The sequence below is a fragment of the Streptomyces sp. NPDC006997 genome (assembly GCF_040635175.1).
Classification (GTDB): Bacteria; Actinomycetota; Actinomycetes; order Streptomycetales; family Streptomycetaceae; genus Streptomyces.
This window is the reverse complement of record NZ_JBEYHH010000003.1, coordinates 307,363-329,264: the sequence shown is the minus strand read 5'-3', so window position 1 is coordinate 329,264 and position 21,902 is coordinate 307,363. Positions and strand designations below refer to the sequence as shown.

General features: G+C 73.3%; 19 protein-coding genes and 1 pseudogene. 9 read left to right on the top strand and 11 right to left on the bottom strand.

Annotation, left to right across the window (positions count from 1 at the left end; translation table 11 throughout):
- Positions 1 to 175: 175 nt before the first annotated feature.
- Positions 176 to 532, bottom strand: a complete 357-nt coding sequence (locus tag ABZ659_RS04650; RefSeq protein WP_360213356.1) for an ATP-binding protein — start codon at positions 530 to 532, stop codon at positions 176 to 178.
- Here ABZ659_RS04650 and ABZ659_RS04645 point away from each other — a divergent pair.
- Entirely contained in the window at positions 488 to 592 is a 105-nt protein-coding gene (locus ABZ659_RS04645) for a DUF397 domain-containing protein (RefSeq protein WP_360213414.1), read from the top strand. The genes ABZ659_RS04650 and ABZ659_RS04645 overlap by 45 nt on opposite strands.
- Positions 593 to 606: 14 nt before the next feature.
- Here the strand turns inward: ABZ659_RS04645 and ABZ659_RS04640 are convergent, their stop codons facing one another.
- Entirely contained in the window at positions 607 to 1,770 is a 1,164-nt protein-coding gene (locus ABZ659_RS04640; protein WP_360213354.1) for a serine hydrolase domain-containing protein, read from the bottom strand.
- Positions 1,771 to 1,831: 61 nt separating this feature from the next.
- A complete protein-coding gene (locus tag ABZ659_RS04635; protein ID WP_360213352.1) occupies positions 1,832 to 2,293 on the bottom strand; it encodes an NUDIX hydrolase in 462 nt (153 codons plus the stop codon).
- Positions 2,294 to 2,559: 266 nt separating this feature from the next.
- On the opposite strand from ABZ659_RS04635, the gene ABZ659_RS04630 reads away from it, so the two are divergent.
- Positions 2,560 to 5,877, top strand: a complete 3,318-nt coding sequence (locus ABZ659_RS04630; RefSeq protein ID WP_360213350.1) for a S8 family serine peptidase — start codon at positions 2,560 to 2,562, stop codon at positions 5,875 to 5,877.
- Between the two features lie 67 nt (positions 5,878 to 5,944).
- Here ABZ659_RS04630 and ABZ659_RS04625 read toward each other — a convergent pair whose 3' ends face one another.
- The gene (locus tag ABZ659_RS04625; RefSeq protein ID WP_360213348.1) at positions 5,945 to 6,763 is read right to left on the bottom strand and encodes a hypothetical protein; all 819 of its coding nucleotides are present in this window, start codon (positions 6,761 to 6,763) and stop codon (positions 5,945 to 5,947) included.
- Position 6,764: 1 nt separating this feature from the next.
- Positions 6,765 to 7,322 (bottom strand): sigma-70 family RNA polymerase sigma factor, encoded by a 558-nt coding sequence (locus tag ABZ659_RS04620; protein ID WP_360213346.1) that lies wholly within the window; start codon positions 7,320 to 7,322, stop codon positions 6,765 to 6,767.
- Positions 7,323 to 7,498: 176 nt separating this feature from the next.
- On the opposite strand from ABZ659_RS04620, the gene ABZ659_RS04615 reads away from it, so the two are divergent.
- Together ABZ659_RS04615 and ABZ659_RS04610 are read left to right on the top strand one after the other, a co-directional pair.
- Complete coding sequence (locus ABZ659_RS04615) at positions 7,499 to 9,643, top strand: TerD family protein (RefSeq protein WP_360213344.1); 2,145 nt, start codon at positions 7,499 to 7,501, stop codon at positions 9,641 to 9,643.
- A gap of 187 nt (positions 9,644 to 9,830) precedes the next feature.
- A complete protein-coding gene (locus ABZ659_RS04610) occupies positions 9,831 to 10,877 on the top strand; it encodes an aspartate-semialdehyde dehydrogenase (RefSeq protein ID WP_360213342.1) in 1,047 nt (348 codons plus the stop codon).
- A 356-nt stretch (positions 10,878 to 11,233) separates the two neighbouring features.
- Here ABZ659_RS04610 and ABZ659_RS04605 read toward each other — a convergent pair whose 3' ends face one another.
- Positions 11,234 to 11,710 (bottom strand): DUF1203 domain-containing protein, encoded by a 477-nt coding sequence (locus ABZ659_RS04605; protein WP_360213340.1) that lies wholly within the window; start codon positions 11,708 to 11,710, stop codon positions 11,234 to 11,236.
- Between the two features lie 113 nt (positions 11,711 to 11,823).
- On the opposite strand from ABZ659_RS04605, the gene pepN reads away from it, so the two are divergent.
- The gene (pepN, locus tag ABZ659_RS04600; protein WP_360213338.1) at positions 11,824 to 14,397 is read left to right on the top strand and encodes an aminopeptidase N; all 2,574 of its coding nucleotides are present in this window, start codon (positions 11,824 to 11,826) and stop codon (positions 14,395 to 14,397) included.
- Positions 14,398 to 14,423: 26 nt separating this feature from the next.
- Here the strand turns inward: pepN and ABZ659_RS04595 are convergent, their stop codons facing one another.
- Positions 14,424 to 15,353, bottom strand: a complete 930-nt coding sequence (locus ABZ659_RS04595; RefSeq protein WP_360213336.1) for an EamA family transporter — start codon at positions 15,351 to 15,353, stop codon at positions 14,424 to 14,426.
- A gap of 124 nt (positions 15,354 to 15,477) precedes the next feature.
- Between ABZ659_RS04595 and ABZ659_RS04590 the strand changes: the two genes are divergently transcribed.
- Positions 15,478 to 15,981, top strand: a complete 504-nt coding sequence (locus ABZ659_RS04590) for a MarR family transcriptional regulator (protein WP_360213334.1) — start codon at positions 15,478 to 15,480, stop codon at positions 15,979 to 15,981.
- Between the two features lie 196 nt (positions 15,982 to 16,177).
- On the opposite strand, the gene ABZ659_RS04585 is transcribed toward ABZ659_RS04590, so the two are convergent.
- From ABZ659_RS04585 to ABZ659_RS04575, 3 genes are all read right to left on the bottom strand, one after another.
- Positions 16,178 to 16,453, bottom strand: a complete 276-nt coding sequence (locus ABZ659_RS04585; RefSeq protein ID WP_360213332.1) for a hypothetical protein — start codon at positions 16,451 to 16,453, stop codon at positions 16,178 to 16,180.
- Positions 16,454 to 16,518: 65 nt separating this feature from the next.
- Positions 16,519 to 18,747, bottom strand: a complete 2,229-nt coding sequence (gene malQ / locus ABZ659_RS04580; protein ID WP_360213330.1) for a 4-alpha-glucanotransferase — start codon at positions 18,745 to 18,747, stop codon at positions 16,519 to 16,521.
- Positions 18,748 to 18,972 carry a hypothetical protein gene (locus ABZ659_RS04575; protein ID WP_360213328.1) on the bottom strand — a complete coding sequence of 75 codons (225 nt, stop codon included), beginning with the start codon at positions 18,970 to 18,972 and terminating at the stop codon, positions 18,748 to 18,750.
- Between the two features lie 204 nt (positions 18,973 to 19,176).
- On the opposite strand from ABZ659_RS04575, the pseudogene ABZ659_RS04570 reads away from it, so the two are divergent.
- A pseudogene (locus ABZ659_RS04570) lies at positions 19,177 to 19,413 on the top strand (hypothetical protein); the annotation flags it as partial.
- Between the two features lie 32 nt (positions 19,414 to 19,445).
- The gene (locus tag ABZ659_RS04565; RefSeq protein ID WP_360213326.1) at positions 19,446 to 19,586 is read left to right on the top strand and encodes a hypothetical protein; all 141 of its coding nucleotides are present in this window, start codon (positions 19,446 to 19,448) and stop codon (positions 19,584 to 19,586) included.
- Positions 19,587 to 19,655: 69 nt separating this feature from the next.
- Here ABZ659_RS04565 and ABZ659_RS04560 read toward each other — a convergent pair whose 3' ends face one another.
- Positions 19,656 to 20,192, bottom strand: a complete 537-nt coding sequence (locus ABZ659_RS04560) for an HNH endonuclease (protein ID WP_360213324.1) — start codon at positions 20,190 to 20,192, stop codon at positions 19,656 to 19,658.
- A 315-nt stretch (positions 20,193 to 20,507) separates the two neighbouring features.
- On the opposite strand from ABZ659_RS04560, the gene ABZ659_RS04555 reads away from it, so the two are divergent.
- Positions 20,508 to 21,599 (top strand): mechanosensitive ion channel family protein, encoded by a 1,092-nt coding sequence (locus tag ABZ659_RS04555; RefSeq protein WP_360213322.1) that lies wholly within the window; start codon positions 20,508 to 20,510, stop codon positions 21,597 to 21,599.
- The last annotated feature ends 303 nt before the right edge of the window (positions 21,600 to 21,902 follow it).

The window sequence follows — 21,902 nt, the reverse complement described above, 5'->3', positions numbered from 1 at the left end:
CCGGGCCGCCCGCGCGCTTCTCACCCGTGCTGGAGCGGCCCGGGGTCAAGGGTCGGCCGCAGGCCGATCGGCGCAGCCGACGCGGAGCGACAGCGCAGCGCCCTTGAGGCCGGGACGCGGAAGCACGACCCTGGCAAAGAAGCGGGCGGCCCCCACGGTGACCTGTAGGCCGGGGTCACTGTGCCAACCGGGCCCGTACCGTCGTCTTGCCGACGTCCTGGCGTAGGAACCAGTGCAGTTCCGTGGCGATGGAGGAGACGGCCAGGAGTCCTCTGCCGCCCTCCGCGTCCTCCGCCGGGTCCTTGTCCAACGTCGGGAACTGTCGGAGCGGGTCCGAGACGTCGACGATCAGGTCCCCGCCTCCGCCCTCCGTGCACAGACCAAGGCGCAGTTCGTGGCCGGGGAGGCGGCCGTGCCGTACGGCGTTGGCGACCAGTTCGGACGTGACCAGGACGGCGTCGTCGATGTCGCCGGTCCAACCCCCTCCATAGCCATCCGCGACTCCAAGTCCCCCACCAGTCCCGTCCTCCACCTCCCCTTCCCCACCTGGTCCGCGTTCCTCGCGCACATCAGGCAGGGTGAGGTGAGGTAGGGCGGAGGGCGCAGCTAACGCGACCCCCCGCAGAACTCCGCCTCCAGGATCGCCCCCGTCCCCCCGGTCCAGTCACCGTTGAGATTGAAGCTGACCGTGTGGCGGCCGTCCGCTGTCGTCGCCGACTCCGTGAGGGAGCCGTAGATGCCGCCGCCGTGGCCCCAGACGCGGAGGCCGCAGGTCAGGTCGCGGGACGCGAGGCCGAGGCCGTAGCCCTCGTTCCTGGCCGCGACCGTCGTCTTCATCTCCTTCAGTTGCTCGGGTGGGAGCAGTTCGCCGCGCAGGAGGGCCGTGTAGAAGCGGCTCAGGTCGGTCGAGTTGGAGATCATCTCGCCCGCCGCCCCGGCGATGGAGGGGTTGAAGCGGGTGACGTCGTACGTCCGGCCCGTCGGCGAGGTGGCCGCCAGTCTGCTGTACGCGCGGCTGCTCGGCTCCGGGACGTCCGGGCGGGTGCCCGGCACCGAGGTGGCCGTCAGGTGGAGGGGGCGGATGACGCGGGCGCGGATCTCGTCGCCGTAGGGGCGTCCCGTCACCGCCTCGATCACCTCACCGGCGAGGAGGTAGTTCGTGTTGCTGTAGCTCCAGCCGTCGCCCGGGGTGAAGTGCGGGGCGTGGCGGAGGGCGACCGCGATCAGGTCGGCCGGGGTGTGGGTGTCGTAGCGGTGTCCGAGGAAGCCGTCGGCGGTGAAGTGGGCGCGGGCGAAGTCGGGATCGCTGGTGTAGTCGTAGAGGCCGCTGGTGTGGTTGAGGAGCTGGCGGACGGTGATGCGGCTGCCGTCGTTGCCGTTGCCGTGGACGACGCCGGGGAGCCAGCTGTCCACGGTGTCGTCCAGGGACAGGCGGCCCTCCGCCTCCAGTTGGAGCAGGACCGTGGCGACGAAGGTCTTGGTGATGCTGCCGACGCGGTAGCGATCCGCGGGGGTGCGGGGCTGGCCGGTGCGGAGGTCGCCGACGCCGGCCGTGGTGGTCCAGCGGCCGTGGTGGTCGCGGGCCGTGAGGGTGATGCCGGGGACGCCGTCCTCGACGGCCGCCTCGACCGCTTCCCGGGTCGCCTGGTGGGTGCCGTGGCCGGCGAGGGCCGTGCCGGCGAGGGTGACGGCCAGAGCGGTGATCGTCGCCGCCACCGTCACGGTCGTCCGCCTCGGGGCGCGGCGCTGTGTCTGAGGGGTTCGGGTCATGTGGTGCGAGACCCGGAGCACGGGGTGAGGGTTGCCATGAGGTACGCCAGTTGAGTGAGGATCAGCCCTTTTTGAGGTGCGGGGCGGGGTTTCCTGTCCCGCCCCGCCAGAGTCCCAGACCCACGTCCACCAGACCAACCCGCCGCAGCGCCGGTACGGCGGTCAGGTCGTGCCAGGCGGCGAGGTCGGTGGAGCCGTCGGTCTCCGGGCGGAGTTCGCCGCCGGTGACGTGGGCCTCGTAGAGGAGGCGGACGCCGTGGTGGTCCAGGGCGGAGCGGAGGCGGCGCCGGGGGAGGGTGCGGCGCAGGGAGTGGACGCCGAGCAGGCCGGTCACCTCGATGGCGTAGCCGGTCTCCTCGGCGACCTCGCGGCGGACGGTGTCGTAGGGGTCCTCGCCGTGTTCCATGCCGCCACCCGGCAGGACCCACTCGTGGCCACCGCCGTCGGCCGGTGAGCGGGCGAGGAGGAGCCGGCCCTGGCGGACGCATATGGCGTAGGCCGCCACCCGCAACTTCTTGCGCACGACCTGGACGTTAGCGTCTGTCCGGCGGCTCGGCACCGCTCCGCACCGCACCGCGCCCGTGCCGGGTGGGGTGGCGGCGGTGACGTATGCGGGTGATTCCCGCCATTCCCCCTCTCTCCTGTCGAAGCGCACCGGGGGTTTTCCCCATAGATCTGTTTCGGTTCGGTCAACTCCTCCCATAATCCGATCCCTTGCGTAAGGGTGAGCGGTCATCCGGGGTCGCATTCCGGACGACCACACTCGCTCCTTTACCTCGAGGGATGCCGATGACCTCCACCCCCCAGCGGGAACCCATACCGGGCGCCAGACGCGTGGCCCGCGTCGCCGTCGCCGCAGGTCTGGTCGCCGCGCTCAGCGCGGCCGGGCCGATACCGATGGCCCTGGCCGCCGGAGCCGACGACGCGCCGCCCGCCGCCGCCGACCCGGCGCTCAAGTCGGCCCACGACAAGCTCGGCTCCGACGACGCCGACCTGCTTGCCCAGGCCAAGTCGGACGGCGACAAGACGGTCACGATGATGATCGCGACCGCGCCCGGCGAGACCGAGCAGGTCGCCGAGCAGCTCGACGCGGTCAAGGGCGGCCTGGTGGGCCGTACCTACGACAAGCTCGGCTACGTCCGGGTGACCGTCCCCACCGGCGGGGCGGACGCGGCCATCGCGGCGGCGGCCAAGCTGCGCTCGGTGCACGGCATCGACCTGCGGCAGGAGATCCCGCTCGACGACCCGACCCCGGCCGGTGACCGGGGCAAGGGCGCGCCGAAGGCGCCGACCGCGGGCAACTACCCCGGGCCGGGCGAGAAGACCCCGGCGAAGAACCCGTACAACCCGTCCTTCGAGACCGGCGCCGTCGACTTCGTCGAGGACCACCCGAAGGCGGACGGCCGCGGCGTCACCATCGGCATCCTCGACTCCGGCGTCGACCTGGGCCACCCCGCGCTCCAGAAGACGACGACCGGTGAGCGGAAGATCGTCGACTGGGTGACCGCCACCGACCCGGTCGCCGACGGTGACGGCACCTGGCGCCGGATGACCACCTCGGTCGCCGGGCCGACGTTCTCCATCACCACCTCCGCGTTCGGCACGGAGACGTTCAAGGCCCCCGAGGGCGCCTACAAGTTCCAGTACTTCGCGGAGTCCGCGACCGCCGGTGGCGACATGGCGGGCGACCTCAACCGCGACGGCGACACCAACGACGTCTGGGGCGTGCTCTACGACGCCGCCGCGGGCACCGTCCGCGTCGACCTCGACGACGACCTCGACTTCACCGACGACGAGGCGATGAAGCCGTACAAGGACGGCTTCCAGGTCGGGTACTTCGGGACCGACGACCCGGCCACGGCCGTCGCCGAGCGGATTCCGTTCGTCGTCGAGATCCGCAAGGACGTGGTCTACAACGCCGCGGGGGCCAAGGCCGACTACGTCAGCATCGGTGTCATCGAGTCCGAGCACGGCACCCACGTCGCCGGTATCACCGCCGCCAACGGGCTGTTCGGCGGCGAGATGAACGGTGCGGCGCCCGGCGCCAAGCTGGTCTCCTCGCGCGCCTGCACCTGGAGCGGCGGCTGCACCAACGTCGCGCTCACCGAGGGCATGATCGACCTCGTCGTCCACCGTGGCGTCGACATCGTCAACATGTCGATCGGCGGCCTGCCCGCGCTGAACGACGGCAACAACGCGCGCGCCGAGCTGTACACGCGGCTCATCGACGAGTACGGCGTCCAGCTCGTCATCTCCGCCGGCAACTCCGGTCCGGGTGCCAACACCATCGGCGACCCCGGTCTCGCGGACAAGGTGATCTCCGTCGGCGCCACCGTGTCCAGGGAGACCTGGGCCGCCAACTACGGCTCCGCGGTGAAGAAGAAGTACGCCATGATGCCGTTCTCCTCGCGCGGTCCGCGTGAGGACGGCGGCTTCACGCCGACGCTCTCCGCGCCCGGCGCCGCGATCAACACCACCCAGACCTGGCTGCCCGGCGGCCCGGTCGCGGAGGCGGGCTACAGCCTGCCGCCCGGCTACTCCATGCTCCAGGGCACGTCGATGGCCTCGCCCCAGGCGACCGGCGCCTCCGCGCTGCTGCTGTCGGCGGCCAAGCGCAAGGGCATCGAACTGACCCCGGCCGACCTGCGCACCGCCCTGACGTCGACCGCCGACCACATCCGCGGTGTGCAGGCGTACGAGGAGGGCGCGGGCCTCATCGACATCGAGGACGCCTGGCACGCCATCCGCCACGGCGCCACCGCCCACGAGTACACGGTCAAGGCGCCGGTGGACACCGCCATCGACGAGTTCCTGAAGACCCCGGGCCACGGCACGGGCGTCTACGACCGCGAGGGCGGCCTGAAGGCCGGGCAGAAGAAGACGTACGACGTCACGATCACCCGTACCACCGGCGCCGACCGCGCGGTCCGGCACGAGCTGAGCCTGGCGAACAACGCGGGCGGCACGTTCCGGATCGTCGGCTCCGACGAGGTGCGGCTGCCGCTGAACCAGCCGGTGACCGTCAAGGTGCAGGCCGCGCCGAGGTCGGCGGGCGTCAAGAGCGCGATCCTGGAGGTCGACGACCCCCGGACCGAGGGCGTCGACAAGCAGGTGCTCAACACCGTCGTGGTGTCCGAGCCGCTCGACTTCACGTACGCGACGTCCGGCTCGGTGCAGCGCAACAGCACCACGTCGTACTTCGTGACCGTCCCCGAGGGCGCCAAGACCCTCGAGGTCGCGATCGGCGGGCTGAGGGACAAGAGCCAGACCCGGTTCATCGCCATCCACCCGTACGGCGTCCCGGTCGACACCACCTCCACGCCGTACTGCTACAACAACTACCTCGACGGCAACGGCTGCAAGCCCGACGTGCGCTCGTACGCCGACCCGCAGCCCGGCGTCTGGGAGATCGAGGTCGAGGCACGCCGTACGTCGCCGCTGCTCGACAACCCGTACACCCTCGACGTCACCGTCCTCGGCGCGGTCTTCGACCCGGCGACGGTGACGGTGCCCGAGGTCGAGGTCGGCACCCCGGCCACCGCCACCTGGACGGTGACCAACCAGGCCGCCCCGATCGACGGCAGGCTGGCGGGCGGTCCGCTGGGCTCCGCCAAGTCCGAGCGGCCGGCCATCGCGCAGGGCGAGACCGTGACCACCACGGTCGAGGTGCCCGAGGGCGCCACCTCGCTGGACGTGGTCATCGGCAACGTCTCCGACGCCGCCGCCGACCTGGACCTGACGGTCTACGACGGCAACGGCGACACGGTCGGCCAGAGCGCCGACGGCGACTCCGAGGAGTCGGTGTCCATCGCCAACCCGGCCGCCGGTACCTACACCGTCGAGGTGTACGGCTACGGGGTGCCGTCCGGCTCCACCGACTACGACTACCGTGACGTCTTCTACTCCACCGCCCTCGGCGACGTCAGCGTCGACGCGTCGACGCCGGTGGAGCTGGCGACGGGCGCCACGGCGACGGTCACCGGCACGGTCACGGCCGCCGCGGAGGCCCCCGCCGGGCGGGAGTTCTTCGGGCAGGTCCAGCTGCTCACCGCGCGCGGCACGGTCGCGGGCGTGGGCAACGTGAGGATCGAGAAGGTCACGCCGTAGCACGTGGTGTACGGCCTTGGGGCGGGCGTCCGGTTCGGGCGCCCGCCCTTTTCCGTGCGCGTGCTCGTCAGCCGCAGTCGATCGTGCGGGACTCCGGGAGGGCGTCGCTGATCCAGGCGCGCTCGTGGGCGATCTCGTTCTCCTCCGCCGTCCAGATGTCGGGGTCGGCGGCGCCCTTCGGGATGCCGATGAGCGCGTGCTGCCCCTCCCGTAGGCGGGGGTCCACGGACTCGTCCATGGTGAAGACGGTCTCGGCCGGGCCCGCGTCCGGGACGTAGTACCTGGTCACGCGCAGGGTGACGCGTTCCTTGCCGGTGCCGGGGACCGGGGCCACGTCGGTGACCGTGCCCTCGGCGACCAGCCGGGCGCAGGCCAGGTAACCGGCGGCGGACTGGGAGGCGTCGGCCGCCGCCCCCTTGTCGGCGGCTTCGGCGCCGCTGTCGTCCGCGCCGCCCGGCGACGCCTGCGTCACCAGCCACGCCAGACCGGAGACGACGGTCGCGGCGCAGAGCACGGCGGCGGCGCGCAGGGCGAGGGTGAGGGGACGGCGGGGGCGGGGGCGGGGGCGTGCCACCGGTCGCGGCCGCTTCGCGGGCTCCGGTTCGGGCTCCGGTCCCGCCTCGCCGAGCGCCGTGCCGATGAGCCGCAGTTGCTCCCGCAGCGCCGTCACGTCGGCCGCCGCCGCCCGGTACTCGGCGCGTGCCGTGGTGTCGGCGTCGGCGGGCAGGGGCTCGTCGGTGAGGAGGGCGAGCAGCGGGTCCGGGGCCGCGTGGTCCGGGTGGTCCGCGTGGTCCGCGTGCGCCGCGTGCGCCGCGTGGCCGTCCTGACCTCGGTCGCCACGGTCGCCGCCGTCGCCGCCGTCGTAGCCGTCGTGTTCGACGGACACGTCACACCACCTCGTCCTCGTGCAGCCGGACGCGCAGGGCCCGGACCGCCGTGTGCAGCCTGCTCTTGACCGTGCCCTCCGGGATGCCGAGTTCCTCGGCGATGGAGCGCACCGGCAGGTCGGCGTAGAAGCGCAGGACCACGACCTGCCGCTGGGCGTCGGGCAGTTCGTCCAGGCCCTGCGCCACGGCGACGGAGAGCACGCTGGTGTCCTCGCCCGAGGGGTGCGCCGACTGGCGCAGGGAGGCGAGCCGTTCGCCGATCCGCTCCTGTCGCCGTTTGGCACGGTGCCAGTCGACGGCGAGGTTGGAGGCGACCACGGCCGCCCACGCGGAGACGTCGCGCGGCGCCTCCCTGCCGCTCGCGGCCCGCTCCAGCAGCCGCAGGCGGACCTGCTGCACCCCGTCCGGCAGGTCCGCCTGCGGCACCCCGCCCAGTGCGAGCACCGCCCGCACCCGGCGCTCCTGAGCCGCGTCCAGCGGGTCGTCCGCGGTACGGTCCGTCCCGTGCCCGCGCTGCGCCCCCTGGCCGCGTCGCGCCTTTCCGCGCAGCACCGCCACCCCTCTCCTCGCCGCGTTTCCCCTATGACGCCGGGGCGGGCGGGAACGTTCGGTCCGGGGGCGGGGAATCTCCGGCCGTGGGTCGGGCTTCGCCGCCGTCCCGCTGGTCCGGAGTCATGATCTCCACTTCTTCCGACCGTCGACTTCACGCGAGCTTCACTGACACCATGTGCCCCATGACGCACATCACCAAAGGCGCCAACGCCCCAGTCCCCACCGCTCCGTTGCGGGTCGTGGTCGGTCGGCGCGGTGTGCCGGGGGCTCCGGTCGTGGACGCCTCGGCGCTGCTGCTCGACGCCATGGGGAAGGTACGCGGCGACGCCGACCTGGTCTTCTACAACCAGCCCGCGCATCCGTCCGGCGCGGTACGGCACTCCGGCACCGGCGAGGACGGCGGTCAGCTCCTGGAGTGGCTGGAGGTCGACCTGCCGGGCGTCGAACCCGCCGTCCAGCGGGTGCTGATCGCCGGTTCGTGCGACGGCGGGGTGTTCGGGCAGGTGCCGGGGCTGTACGTGCGGGCGCTGGACGCCGCCGACGGCGCGGTGGTGGCGCACTACGACGTGACCGACGCGACGACCGAGACGGCGTTCGTGCTCGGGGAGTTCTACCGGCGCGACGGGCGGTGGAAGTTCCGCGCGGTGGGGCAGGGATACGCCTCCGGGCTCGCGGGTCTGGCGACGGACTACGGGATCGTGGTGGCGGAGCCCGCGGACACGCCGGTGCCGGTGCCCGCGCCGGTCCACGCGGTGGGGAAGGTGGACTCCGCGCCGCCGCCTCCCGCGCCTCCCGTCGCGCCCGCGCCCTCCATCACGGCCGCTCCCCCCGTCGCGCCCGCGGCCCCGGGGTTCACCGCGCCGCCCCCGCCGCCCCCCTCGCCGACCGCGCCGACCGCGCCCGTGGCCGCCGCCTTCGGTCCCGACTTCCAGCCGTACACCCAGCGCGGCCGGGGCAACGGCGTCGTCTCCGTCGCCGTACCGCTGCCGCCCGGGCCGGTGATCGTGGAGGCGTGGCACCAGGGCTCCGGCTACTTCGCCGCGCACACCCTCAACCGCCGCAACAAGGACGACGAGCTGCTGTTCAACAGCACCCTGCGCGACTTCCGCGGCCGTGCCCTCGCCTGGCCGCCGCAGGACCGCCCGCTGCGGCTGCGGGTCGAGGCCGACAACGACTGGACGGTGCTGGTGCAGCCGCTGTCGGTGGCGCGGCGGCTGGAGGCGGGAGGGCCGCTCCAGGGGTACGGCCCCGAGATCGTCGCCTACCACGGCACCGCGGCCGACCTGGACGTCGACGTCGCGGGCGACGAGGACGGCGGCGGCTACTTCGCCGTCCGCTCCCGGGAGGCGGCGCACCTGCACGACATGGACGAGTACGACCTGCTGGTCAACGACACCGACCGGTTCCGGCAGACGGTGCCGCTGCCGGACGGCCCGCTGCTCCTCGACATCGAGGCCGACGGCCACTGGCAGCTCGCGGCCCGCCCGCTGCCGGTCCTCGACCAGGCCGCCGCCCAGGCGTCCGGCGCGTACACCGGCCGGGGCGCGAAGACCGTCACCCTGGTCAACCCGGCGCCGGGCCGCCCCGCGCTCCTGGAGTACGCCATCCAGGACGACGGCGCGCTCTTCGGCCACCGGGTGAGCGTGCTGGACGAGTACGACGACGAGGAGGAGTTCCTCAAGGGCTCCCGGCACGGCGGCCACGGCCGCACCCTGGTCTTCCGCAAGGGCGAGGCCCAGGTGCGGCTGAGGCTGGCCGACGTCGGCGACTGGAGCCTGCGCCTGCTGCCCGTCGAGCAGGTGCCGCCGCTCACCGGACCGGCGGAGGGCCAGGGCAGCGCGGTGTTCCGCTACGACGGCCCGCCCGCGCTGCTCGGACTGGCCCGGACCAGCACCGACGAGGACGAGCTGGCCACCCACACCGTCCAGGCCGACGGCCGGGGGCGGATCTCCGCCGACACCTCGGGACGGCGGCGCCCGGTGACCGGCCCGCTGTGGGTGTCGCACGCCGGGTACTGCTACGTCCAGGTCACCGCCGGTGACCACACGGGCTGGCGGATCGAACCGGCGCACCTGTCCGGGGTGCCGGTGCTGGGGGCGCGGGCCGAGGGGCAGGGCTATGGAGTCGTACGTCACACCGGGCCGGAAACCGAGGTGATGCTCACCCACGAACCGCGCGGCACGATCGACCTGCCGGTGCTCTGGGAACTGGACGAACGCCTGGAACCGGTACGGCGGATCAGCACGGCTTCCGGTCTCCAGCGCGTTCCGAGCGGATATCTCCAGATCAGGACGGCGGGCCGGTGGTCGATATCCCCCCGCGCCTGAGGCGCGTAGCGTCTCGGATCCTGGGCAGGTCCGCCTGTGAGGTGCCTTAACGATTGGACACATCGGCCGGGGTCCCCCGCATGATGGAACGGTCTCGGCCACCCGGCCAGCGCGTCAGCGCGTCAGCGCGCCGGGGCTGGCCAGCGGGCACACGCACGTCACGAAGTCAGAAGTCGAAGGAGTCGCCGTGAGGGTCGGAATCGTCGGAGCCACCGGTCAGGTCGGCACGGTCATGCGCAGGATCCTGGCCGAGCGGGACTTCCCGGTCGACGAGCTGCGGCTGTTCGCCTCGGCCCGCTCGGCGGGCACGGTCCTGGACGGCGTGACGGTGGAGGACGCGTCGACGGCCGACTACACCGGCCTGGACATCGTGCTGTTCTCGGCGGGCGGCGCCACCTCCAGGGCGCTGGCCGAGAAGGTCGCCGCGCAGGGCCCCGTCGTGATCGACAACTCCTCGGCGTGGCGCCGGGACCCCGAGGTGCCGCTGGTGGTGGCCGAGGTCAACCCGCACGCGATCGCGAGCCGCCCCAAGGGCGTCATCGCCAACCCGAACTGCACCACGATGGCCGCGATGCCGGTGCTGAAGCCGCTGCACGCGGAGGCCGGCCTCGAAGCGCTCGTCGTCGCCACCTACCAGGCGGTGTCCGGGTCCGGGCTGGCCGGTGTGGACGAGCTGTTCGAGCAGGTGCGGAAGGTCGGCGAGGACGCGCCGAAGCTGACCCACGACGGGTCGGCGGCGGACTTCCCCGAGCCGCACAAGTACGTGGCACCGATCGCGTACAACGTGCTGCCGATGGCGGGCTCGATCGTCGACGACGGGCTGAACGAGACCGACGAGGAGCAGAAGCTCCGCCACGAATCCCGCAAGATCCTGGAGATCGACGGTCTGAAGGTCTCCGGCACCTGCGTCCGGGTACCGGTCTTCACCGGCCACTCCCTCCAGGTCAACGCCCGTTTCGCGCGTCCGCTGAGCGTGGAGCGCGCCAAGGAGCTGCTCGCGGGCGCGCCCGGCGTCGCGCTGACCGACGTGCCGACGCCGCTCCAGGCGGCTGGTCAGGACCCGTCCTACGTGGGCCGCATCCGCGTCGACGAGACGGTGGAGAACGGGCTCGCCCTGTTCGTCTCCAGCGACAACCTGCGCAAGGGCGCGGCCCTGAACGCGGTGCAGATCGCGGAGCTGGTCGCGGCCGAGCTGACGACGAAGGCGGCCGGGACGGCTGCCGCCGCCGAGTAAGGCGAGCAGGCCGAGCGGGCCGAGCGGGCCCGGCAAGCGGTCACTGGGGGGCGGTCACCGGAGGTCGGTGGCCGCCTCCCGCGCGTCCCACGAGCGGTGCCGCGCGGCCCGCCAGCGCGGCGCCCAGCCACAGCACCGCCGTCAGCCCCGGGCCGTCCGCGACCCGGCCGCCGAGGAAGGGAGGCCATGCCTCTCATTCTTCGAAGGGCGCGCCGCCCCGGGACACGCGCCCCCGCTCCTCCGGCCCCACGCCCGCGGCTCCTCGGCCCCACGGTCGCGGCTCCCTTTCCCCACGCCCGCGGCTTCTTGGCCCCACGGTCGCGACGCCATGGCCCCACGGTCGCGACGCCATGGCCCTACGGTCGCCGCACCTCGTACAGGAAGCACCCGTACTCCACCGCCCGGACGTGCACCAGCGCCACCTCCGGGTCGGTGAACGCCTCGTCGAGCGCGCCGGTGAACCCGTCCGTGACGAGTGTGCCGCCCAGGATGCGGCCGTCGGCGGAGTAGCGGCGCAGGACGCGGTGCGCGTGGGTGAAGGGCAGCGCGCCGTCGCCCGGCCCGGGACCCGGGCAGTCGTCGGCGTGGATGAAGACGGGACCCTGTTCGTCGTAGGCCCCGGGGGCGGCGCCCGTCTCGGCGGCCCAGCGGCGCAGCGGGGCGTAGGAGACGAGGGCGATCCGGTCGCCGGGCGCGCTGCGGCGCAGGCAGCAGCGCAGGGGGGCGCCGCCGCCGTCGTCGGTGACCGGGACGGCCCGGTGCCCGGCGTCGTCGGTGGCGCGGAGTTCCCTGAGGGTGACGGGGTCGACGGGACGTGCGGAGTAGGTGCTCATGCGCCCCAGCGTCGCGCGCCCGCGCCGCGTTCACCGGCGGGAATAGGACATCGCGTTCCGTGTGGGTGCCGTGGAAGGATGGCGCGACCGACACATGACGAGGAGATGACCGCGTGCCTGGCACAAACCTGACTCGCGAAGAGGCGCGGCAGCGGGCGAAGCTGCTCACCGTTGACTCGTACGAGATCGATCTCGACCTCTCCGGCGCGCAGGAGGGCGACACCTTCCGCTCCGTGACCACGGTCCGCTTCGACGTGGCCGAGAACGGCGGGGAGTCCTTCATCGACCTGGTGGCGCCGACGCTCCACGAGGTGACCCTCAACGGCGACACGCTCGACCCGGCCGAGCTGTTCGAGGACTCGCGGATCGCGCTGCCGGGCCTGCTGGAGGGCCGCAACATCCTGCGCGTGGTGGCCGACTGCGCGTACACGAACACCGGCGAGGGCCTGCACAAGTTCGTCGACCCGGTCGACCAGCAGGCGTACCTCTACACCCAGTTCGAGGTGCCGGACGCGCGCCGGGTCTTCGCCTCCTTCGAGCAGCCGGACCTGAAGGCGACGTTCCAGTTCACCGTGCGGGCGCCGGAGGGCTGGACGGTCATCTCCAACTCGCCGACGCCGGAGCCGGAGGACAACGTCTGGGAGTTCGAGCCGACGCCGCGGATCTCGTCGTACATCACGGCGCTGATCGTGGGCCCGTACCACAGTGTGCACAGCGTCTACGAGAAGGACGGCCGGACCGTCCCGCTGGGCATCTACTGCCGTCCGTCGCTGGCGGAGTACCTGGACTCGGACGCCGTCTTCGAGGTGACCCGGCAGGGCTTCGACTGGTTCGAGGCGAAGTTCGACTACGCGTACCCGTTCAAGAAGTACGACCAGCTGTTCGTGCCGGAGTTCAACGCGGGCGCGATGGAGAACGCGGGCGCGGTGACCATCCGCGACCAGTACGTCTTCCGGTCCAAGGTGACCGACGCGGCGTACGAGATGCGCGCGGAGACGATCCTGCACGAGCTGGCCCACATGTGGTTCGGCGACCTGGTCACCATGGAGTGGTGGAACGACCTGTGGCTGAACGAGTCGTTCGCCACCTACACCTCCATCGCCTGCCAGGCCGCCGCCCCGGGCTCCCGCTGGCCGCACGCGTGGACGACGTTCGCGAACTCCATGAAGACCTGGGCGTACCGGCAGGACCAGCTGCCGTCGACGCACCCGATCATGGCCGAGATCCGCGACCTCGACGACGTCCTCGTCAACTTCGACGGCATCACGTACGCCAAGGGCGCCTCCGTCCTCAAGCAGCTGGTGGCGTACGTCGGTGAGGACGAGTTCTTCCGGGGCGTGCAGGCGTACTTCAAGCGCCACGCGTACGCCAACACGCGCCTCGGCGACCTGCTCTCCGCACTGGAGGAGACCTCCGGCCGCGATCTGAAGACGTGGTCGCGCAAGTGGCTGGAGACGGCGGGCATCAACGTCCTGCGCCCGGAGATCGAGACGGACGACGACGGGGTCGTCACCTCCTTCGGCGTCCGCCAGGAGGCCCCGGCCCTGCCCGTCGGCGCCAAGGGCGAGCCGACGCTGCGGCCGCACCGCATCGCGGTCGGCTTCTACGACCGTGACGAGGCGACCGGCAAGCTGGTCCGCGTGGAGCGGGCCGAGCTGGACGTCGACGGCGAGCTGACGGCCGTACCGGCCCTGGTGGGCAAGCGCCGCCCGGCGGTCGTCCTCCTCAACGACGACGACCTGTCCTACGCGAAGGTCCGCCTGGACGCGGGCTCACTGGCGTACGTCACCGAGCACCTGGGGGACTTCGAGTCCTCGCTGCCGCGCGCCCTGTGCTGGGCGTCGGCGTGGGACATGACGCGGGACGCCGAGCTGGCCACCCGCGACTACCTCTCGCTGGTGCTGTCCGGCATCGGCAAGGAGTCCGACATCGGCGTCGTGCAGTCGCTCCAGCGGCAGGTGAAGCTGGCGATCGACCTGTACGCCGCGCCCGCCGCCCGCGAGGCGCTGCTCACCCGCTGGACCGACGCCACGCTGGCCCACCTGCGCGCCGCCGAGCCGGGCGGGGACCACCAGCTGGCGTGGGCGCGCGCGTTCGCGGCGACGGCCCGGACGCCGGAGCAGTTGGACCTCCTGGAGGCCCTGCTCGACGGCTCCCAGACGGTGGACGGCCTGGCGGTCGACACCGAGTTGCGGTGGGCGTTCGTGCAGCGGCTCGCGGCGGTCGGCCGGTTCGACGAGGCGGAGATCGCGGGCGAGTACGAGCGGGACAGGACGGCCGCCGGTGAGCGGCACGCCGCGACCGCCCGCGCCGCGCGTCCGACGCCGGGCGCGAAGGCGGAGGCGTGGGCGTCGGTCGTGGAGTCCGACAAGCTGCCGAACGCCCTGCAGGAGGCCGTGATCTCCGGCTTCGTCCAGACCGACCAGCGGGAGCTGCTGGCGCCGTACACGGAGAAGTTCTTCGACGCGGTGAAGGACGTGTGGGACTCCCGCTCCCACGAGATGGCCCAGCAGATCGCCGTGGGGCTGTACCCGTCGGTCCAGGTCTCCCAGGAGACGCTGGACCACACGGACGCCTGGCTGACCGCCGCGGAGCCGACCCCGGCGCTGCGGCGCCTGGTCTCGGAGTCCCGGGCGGGCGTGGAGCGCGCGCTGCGGGCGCAGGCGGCGGACACGGCGGCCGAGTAGCCGACCGGAGGGCGCCCGGGGTCCCGTCAGGGGGACACCGGGCGCCTTTCGCGTGCTTGGCGGGGGGCGGTCCCGGCCACCGGGGCCGCGGGTCCGGTCGTCCCGGTGGGCAGTTGTCCCACGACCGTCGCCCCGAACGCCACCGCCATCCCCGCCACCTGCACCGGCGTGAGCGCCTCGCCGAGGGCCGCCCAGCCGACGACGGTCGCGGTCAGCGGGGAGAGGGGGCCGAGGAAGGTGACCTGGGTGGCGGTGAGGCGGCCGATGCCGCGGAACCAGAGCCAGTAGGCGACGGCGGTGTTGGCCAGCGCGAGGTAGAGGTAGCCGCCGACCGCCCGCCCGTCGAGCGCAGGCGGCGCTCCCTCGGCGAGGAAGGCGACGGGGGCGATCAGCAGTCCGCCCGCCGTGAGCTGCCAGGAGGTGAGGGCGAGCGGACCGACGCCGTCGGGGCGGCCCCACCGCTTGGTCAGGACCGTCCCGGCCGACATCGACGCGGTGGAGGCGAACGCCGCGAGCACCCCGAGCGCGTCCAGCGCCCCGGCCGCCTTCAGGACGACCAGACTGACGCCGCACGCGGCCACGACCCCGGTGAGCAGGGCGCGGGCGGTGGGCCGCTGGCCGAGCAGTACGGCGGACAGGCCGACCACGAGCAGCGGACCGACCGAGCCGACGACCGCCGCCATGCCGCCGGGCAGCCGGTACGCCGCCAGGAACAGCAGTGGGAAGAACGCGCCGATGTTCAGCGCCCCGAGCACCGCCGACCGCCACCACCACGCCCCGCGCGGCAGCACCCGGGCGAGCGCGAGCAGCAGCAGCCCGGCGGGCAGGGCGCGCAGCAGCCCGGTGAACAGGGGGCGGTCGGGTGGGAGGAACTCGGTGGTGACGGCGTAGGTGGTGCCCCAGGAGACGGGGGCAAGGGCGGTGAGGAGGGTGGTGGCGAGGCGGTTGGCGGCCATGGGGTGTACACCCTTCAAAGTAGGTCAGCGATGATTAGCTTAGCTCTAAGCTAATCAAAGACAAGCCACTTTGCGCCTAGCTACTTACTTGCAAGGGACCGCCCGCCGTCGGGATACTCCGCCCATGAGCGAACAGGACCGGGACCCCGTCGACGCGATCATCGACCAGTGGGCCGTCGTGCGCCCCGACCTCGACACCCGCGGGATGGAGGTCTTCGGCCGCGTCTACCGGCTGGCGCGCGCGATGGGCGACCGGATGGAGAAGGCGTACGCCCGGTTCGGGATCTCCCGGGGCGAGTTCGACGTCCTGGCGACCCTGCGCCGCTCCGGGGAGCCGTACGCCCTCTCCCCGCGCCAGCTCTCCGCCACCCTGATGCTCACCACCGGCGGCATGACCGGCCGCCTCGACAAACTCGAACGCGCGGGCCTGCTGCGCCGCTCCCCCGACCCCCACGACCGCCGCGGCCTGCGGGTCACCCTGACCGGGCAGGGCCTCTCCGTCGTCGACGAGGCGGTGGGCGCGGGCCTCGCCCTCCAGACGGCCGCGCTGTCCGCCCTCCCACCCGAGAAGGCCGACCAACTGGCCGACCTGCTGCGGGAGCTGCTGGCCGCGACCGCCGCTGACTGAGGGGCCTCGGCGGCGGCCGGGCGTGCAGCCGACGTGGGTCGCCGGCAGCCCCTGATCACCCCGGAGACCCCTCGCACCCGGACACACCCCGATCTCACCCCGGACACACCCCGGACACGCGAAGGGCGCCGCCCCCACCGTCGTACGACGGCGAAGCGGCGCCCTCAGCGCAGAACGAGTACCCGGCGCGCCCGGATCAGGCCTTGGCCGCGCTCTTCGTCTTGATGTTCCTGGAGGTCACCCGGTGCTTCTCCTGGGACTTGTCCAGGACCATCACCAGACCCGCGATGACCGCGAAGATCGCGATCGGCAGGGCGACGTAGAGGCCCAGCGTCTCGATGACGCTCAGGCCCGTTCCGGGGTCGTCGCCGTCGTCGCGGGTGAGCGCGAGCGCGGGGGACGACATGAGCAGCATCATCAGCGTCGTACCGGCAGCCAGGGCGCCGGCGCGCAGGGCGTTCTTCTTGTCCACGGTGCAAAAGTAGCGAACGCCGGAACGGGCCGCGCGCCCGGGGTGCCGTACGGGGCCCGGCGACGCTAACGCCCCCGCTCCGCAGCCGAGGACTCCACGGCCCCCGACCCCCGCTCCACACCCGCGGACTCCGGGGACTCCGGGGACTCCGGGGACTCCGGGGACTCCGGGGACTCCGCGGCCCCCGCCACCCACTCCCCACCCCGCAGGTCCTCCATCAACGCCCGCAGCCGAGCCGACGCCACCAGTTCCTCCAGCGTCACCGGCCGCCCCGCCGCGTCGGCGATCGGCAGCCGCCAGTTCGGGTACTCGTCCCGGGTCCCCGGCAGGTTCTGCGGCCGACGGTCGCCCACCCCGTCGGGCAGCCAGACGCCGACGAGCCGGGCGGGCGTGCGCAGCAGGTACCGGTGGACGGCCCGCACCTCCGCCTCCTCCGACGAGGCGCCCACGCCCCCGCCGGTGCCCCGCAGCAGCCCGAGCCGGGCGAGGAGGGCGAGCCACTCCCCCGTGTCGGCGGCTGCCTCGGCGCGCTCGGCCTCCAGGGGGCGGCCGAGGAGGCCGAGCCGGTCGCGGAGTCCGACGTGCTCGCCGGTGAGGCGGGCGGCGGTGGGCGGCAGGTCGTGGGTGGTCGCGGTGGCGAGGCAGTCGGCGCGCCACCGGTCGGGCGGCAGTGGTCGGCCGTCGCCCTCCCAGTCCCGCTCGAACCACAGCACCGACGTCCCGAACACCCCGCGCTCCCGCAGCGCCTCCCGCACCCCGGACTCCACGGTGCCCAGGTCCTCACCGATGACCGTCGCACCCGCGCGGGAGGCTTCCAGCACCAGGACGGCGAGCATGGCCTCGGCGTCGTAACGGACGTAGGTGCCCTCGGTGGGCGGCAGCCCCTCGGGGATCCACCAGAGCCGGAACAGGCCCATGACGTGATCGATGCGCAGGGCGCCCGCGTACCGGAACAGGGCGCGCAGCAGGGCGCGGAAGGGGGCGTACCCGCTGGCGGCGAGCCGGTCGGGGCGCCAGGGCGGCAGGCCCCAGTCCTGACCGTGGGAGTTGAAGGCGTCCGGTGGGGCGCCGACGGACATCCCGGCGGCGAAGTGGTCCTGCTGCGCCCAGGCGTCGGCGCCCTCGGGATGGACGCCCACGGCGAGGTCGTGCACGATCCCGACCGGCATGTCCGCCTCGCGGGCGGTGCGCTGGGCGGCGGTGAGCTGGCTGTCGGTGAGCCAGGTGAGACGGCAGTGGAAGTCGACGCGGTCCATCAGCTCGGCGCGGGCCCGGGCCGTCTCGGGCGAGCGCGGGTCCCGCAGGCCGACCGGCCAGGTCCGCCACGCGGGGCCGTGCACCTCGGCGAGGGCGTACCAGGTGGCGTGGTCCTCCAGGGCCCGGCCCTCGCGGGCGAGGAAGTCGCAGTAGGCGGCGCGGCGGCCGGGCCCGAGGGGTACGGCCCGCAGCAGTTCCAGCGTTTCCCGCTTCAGCGCCCACACGGCGTCCCGGTCGATGAGGGCGCCCTTGTCGAGGACGGCGTCCCGCAGCCGCCCGGCCCGTTCGGCGAGGGCGCGCACGCGGTCCCGGTCGGCGTCGGTGAGGTAGGCGTACTCGGGCACGTCCTCGATCCGCAGGTGCACCGGGTCGGGGAAGCGGCGGGAGGAGGGCCGGTACGGGGAGGGGTCGGTGGGCGGGCCGGGGACGGCCGCGTGCAGGGGGTTGACCTGCACGAACCCGGCGCCGAGCGCCCGCCCCGCCCAACTCGCCAGCTCCCCGAGGTCGCCGAGGTCGCCCATGCCCCAGGAGCGCCGGGAGAGCAGGGAGTACAGCTGGACGAGCAGTCCGTACGCCCGTCCCGTGGGCGTGGGCAGCCGGGCCGGGGCGGCGATGAGGTGGGCCTCGGCGGTGCGTCCGTCGGGTGCCTGGGCGGTCAGCCGGTGGACGCCGGGCGGGAGCTGCCCGGCGTCGGCGCGGGTCTCGCCCTGCTCGGTCTCGATCAGCAGCCGGGTCCCGTCCGGCAGCCCGGCGAGGACGGCGCACTCGCCCTCGCCCTCCCAGCGGACGACCGTCGGCGGCAGCAGTCGCGCCGTGTCCTCCCGGTGCCGGGCGGCTAGGGCGGCGCGTACGGCGCGGGGGGTGTCGGCGTCGACGCCGAGGGCGCGCAGGGCGCGGGTGACGGCGGTGACGGAGGCGGCGACGGTGCGGTCCGGGGCGGGCCGGTAGGAGGTGGCCACGCCGTGCAGCTCGGCGAGCCGGGCCAGGTCGCCGTCGAGTGCCTCGTCGAGGGGTTCGACCGGGCGGGGCGCTGTCATCTACGGCCTCGTGGAGTCGGCGTCCGGGGCGGCGAGCGGCGGCTCGCTGGTGAGGGGCTCGGCGTCGGGCAGCGGGGGCTCGCTGGTCAGCGGGGCCTGGGAGCAGGGGCCCTCGGCGCTGAAGACACACACGTGTGGGGCTTCGGGCTGGGCGGGCAGGGCGGCGGACGGGTCCGCCGGGCGTTTGGAGAGGGCGTCCAGAAGCAGGTGTGCGGATGCGGCCACGGGTTCTCCTCGTCGAGCGAATGGGGTATTCGCAGCCCTACCCAGCGGACGCGCCCCCAGACGCCCCGATCCGGGAGAACACACTTCTCGTCACATTCCACCCCGCCCTCGGCGCTGATCGCGGACAGCGCAGCGGCACGCACAGGTGAAGCGGCACGCCACCCACCCCACCACTATTCGCTCAGTGCACACACTCAGCGCGTACTGATCGGCAGGAGCACCCGCCACCTCCTGCTCGGCCTGCTCGCCACCGGTCACCGTCACGGCTGCGACCTCAGGCGAGGGCACGCCGAACGCTTCCCGCAGGCCCGCCCGCCGGCCTACGGGCAGGTCCATACGACCCCGCAGGCCTACGGGCAGGTCCACACGACCCCGCGGCGCCTGGTCCGCGGCCACCTGGCCGAGGTCGACGACACCGACTCCGGCGGCGGCCCCGAACGGCTCACCACCCTGACCGCGGAGGTCGACCCGGCGTGACCGACGAAGTGCCGCTGCCCGCGGCCCGCGACCTCAGCGAGGCGCACGGCAGGACCCCGGCCCTGCGCGGCGTCTCCGCCGCCACCACGGCCCTGCCCCTCGTCCGCCGCTCGGTGCGCCCGGGAGAGCTGAGGTAGGCGCAGCCGGGGGCCGGGACGGAGGGGGGACGTCCCGGCCCCGCGCGGGGCATGTGAAAGCCCGGATCCTCAGGCGGAGATGCCGTCGATCCGGGCCAAGGCGTCGTCCGCGCCGTACGGCTGGAGGTAGGGCAGCCAGCGCGGGTCCCTGTGGCCGGTCCCGATGATGCGCCAGGCCAGGCCGGTGGGCGGAGCGGGTTTGTGACGGAGCCGCCAGCCGATCTCACCGAGGTGCCGGTCGGCCTTGACGTGGTTGCAGCGGCGGCACGAGGCCACCACGTTGTCCCAGACGTGCTTGCCCCCGCGTGAGCGCGGGATGACGTGGTCGACGCTGGTTGCGACGCCACCGCAGTACATGCACCGGCCCCCGTCCCGCGCGAACAGCGCCCGACGGGTGAGTGGAACGGGCCCCCGGTAGGGAACCCGCACGAATCGCTTGAGCCGGACCACGCTGGGTGCGGGGACTGTGACGGTCGCGCTGTGCAGGAAGGCGCCGGACTCCTCAAGGCAGACGGCCTTGTTCTCCAGGACGAGGACGAGCGCGCGGCGGAGCGGTACGACGCCGAGTGGCTCGTACGACGCGTTGAGGACCAGGACATGCGGCACGGATGCCTCCTTGTACGCCGGCGGCGCGTGGCTCGCGCCGGGACGATCTGACGTCAGTCTCCCCTCATGCCTGGTCGAAGCGCCACCATGTCCCGGTAACGGGCTGGGAGTGTTTTCGACCACACGGAAATGCATCCCCCGGACGGGTAACGGTTCATCCCCCTGAACATCCCCGGATGAGCACGCCTTCTCCCTCGAACAACGCGCCGATCCCCCCACGACACCCCGCTAATGTGGTGGACCCGCCCTCCGGTGACCTTCTCGTGACCTTGACCGCCGTACCGGTGGCGCGGACCCGCACCTGGAGGTACCCCCGTGTCGTCGCCCCTGTCCGGCCTACCGGCCGCCGCCACGCCGTCGCCGTCCCCCTCGGAGACGACGACCCCGGCGGTCCCCTCGATCGGGGACGCCCAGGAGCACGCCACCCAGGCGGCGAGCTGGGTCGAGGAGAACTGGTCGACATGGCTGGCGATCAGCCTGCGGGTGCTGCTGATCCTCGTCATAGCGGTGGTCCTGCGCGTGGTGGTCCGGCGCGCGATCACCAAGCTCATAGACCGCATGAGCCGCACCGCGGACGCCGTCGACGGCACGGGGATAGGCGGCCTGCTGGTCAACGTGGAGCGCCGCCGCCAGCGCTCCCAGGCGATCGGCTCGGTCCTCCGCTCGGTGGCCAGCTTCCTGATCATGGGCACCGCCGCCCTGATGATCCTCGCCACCTTCCAGATCAACCTGGCCCCGCTGCTGGCGTCCGCCGGTGTCGCCGGCGTGGCCATCGGCTTCGGCGCGCGCAACCTCGTCACCGACTTCCTGTCCGGCGTGTTCATGATCCTTGAGGACCAGTACGGCGTCGGCGACTCCATCGACGTGGGCGTGGCCTCCGGCGAGGTCATCGAGGTCGGCCTGCGGGTGACCAAGCTGCGCGGCGACAACGGCGCCATCTGGTACGTCCGCAACGGCGAGGTCAAGCGGGTCGGCAACCTCTCCCAGGGCTGGGCCACGGCGGGCGTCGACGTCACCGTCCGCCCGTCGGAGGACCTCGACCGGGTGAAGGCCGTCCTCACCGAGGTCGGCGCGAAGCTCAGCAAGGAAGAGCCCTGGAACGAGATGCTGTGGGGACCGGTCGAGGTCCTGGGCCTGGACAGCGTGCTGCTCGACTCGATGGTCGTGCGGGTCTCGGCCAAGACGATGCCGGGCAAGTCCCTGACCGTCGAACGCGAACTGCGCTGGCGCATCAAGCGGACCCTGGACGCGGAGGGCATCCGCATCGTCGGAGGCCTCCCCGCCCAGCCGACGGAGGACACCCCTACCGACCCCACGGCGGGCATGGCGGCCCCCTCGGCCTACGCGAGCGCGTCGTCTCCCCAGTCCATCGCGGCGTCCCCCTTGGCCCCACCGACGACGAAGTAGCCACCGGTCGCTGGTGGGGCGCCCGGCGTGGCTGCTCGCGCGAGGGCGGGTCCCACGCCCGGCGCCACGGGGTGCCTCCCCCGAGGTCTTCGAGCAGGGGGCACCCCCAGCGCCCACCCTCCCCCACCGCCCCAGCGGCACGACTGCCCGCAGCTGGGGCGGCAGGCGACGACCCGCAGCCGGGCCGGCAGGCGACTGCCCACGGTCGGGGCGTCAGCCGACGACGGCCCGCGGTCGCCGTACGACGGAAGGGGACGGGTCCGGGGGGTCCGCCCGCAGTGGTTCGCGCGCACAACCCCGCAC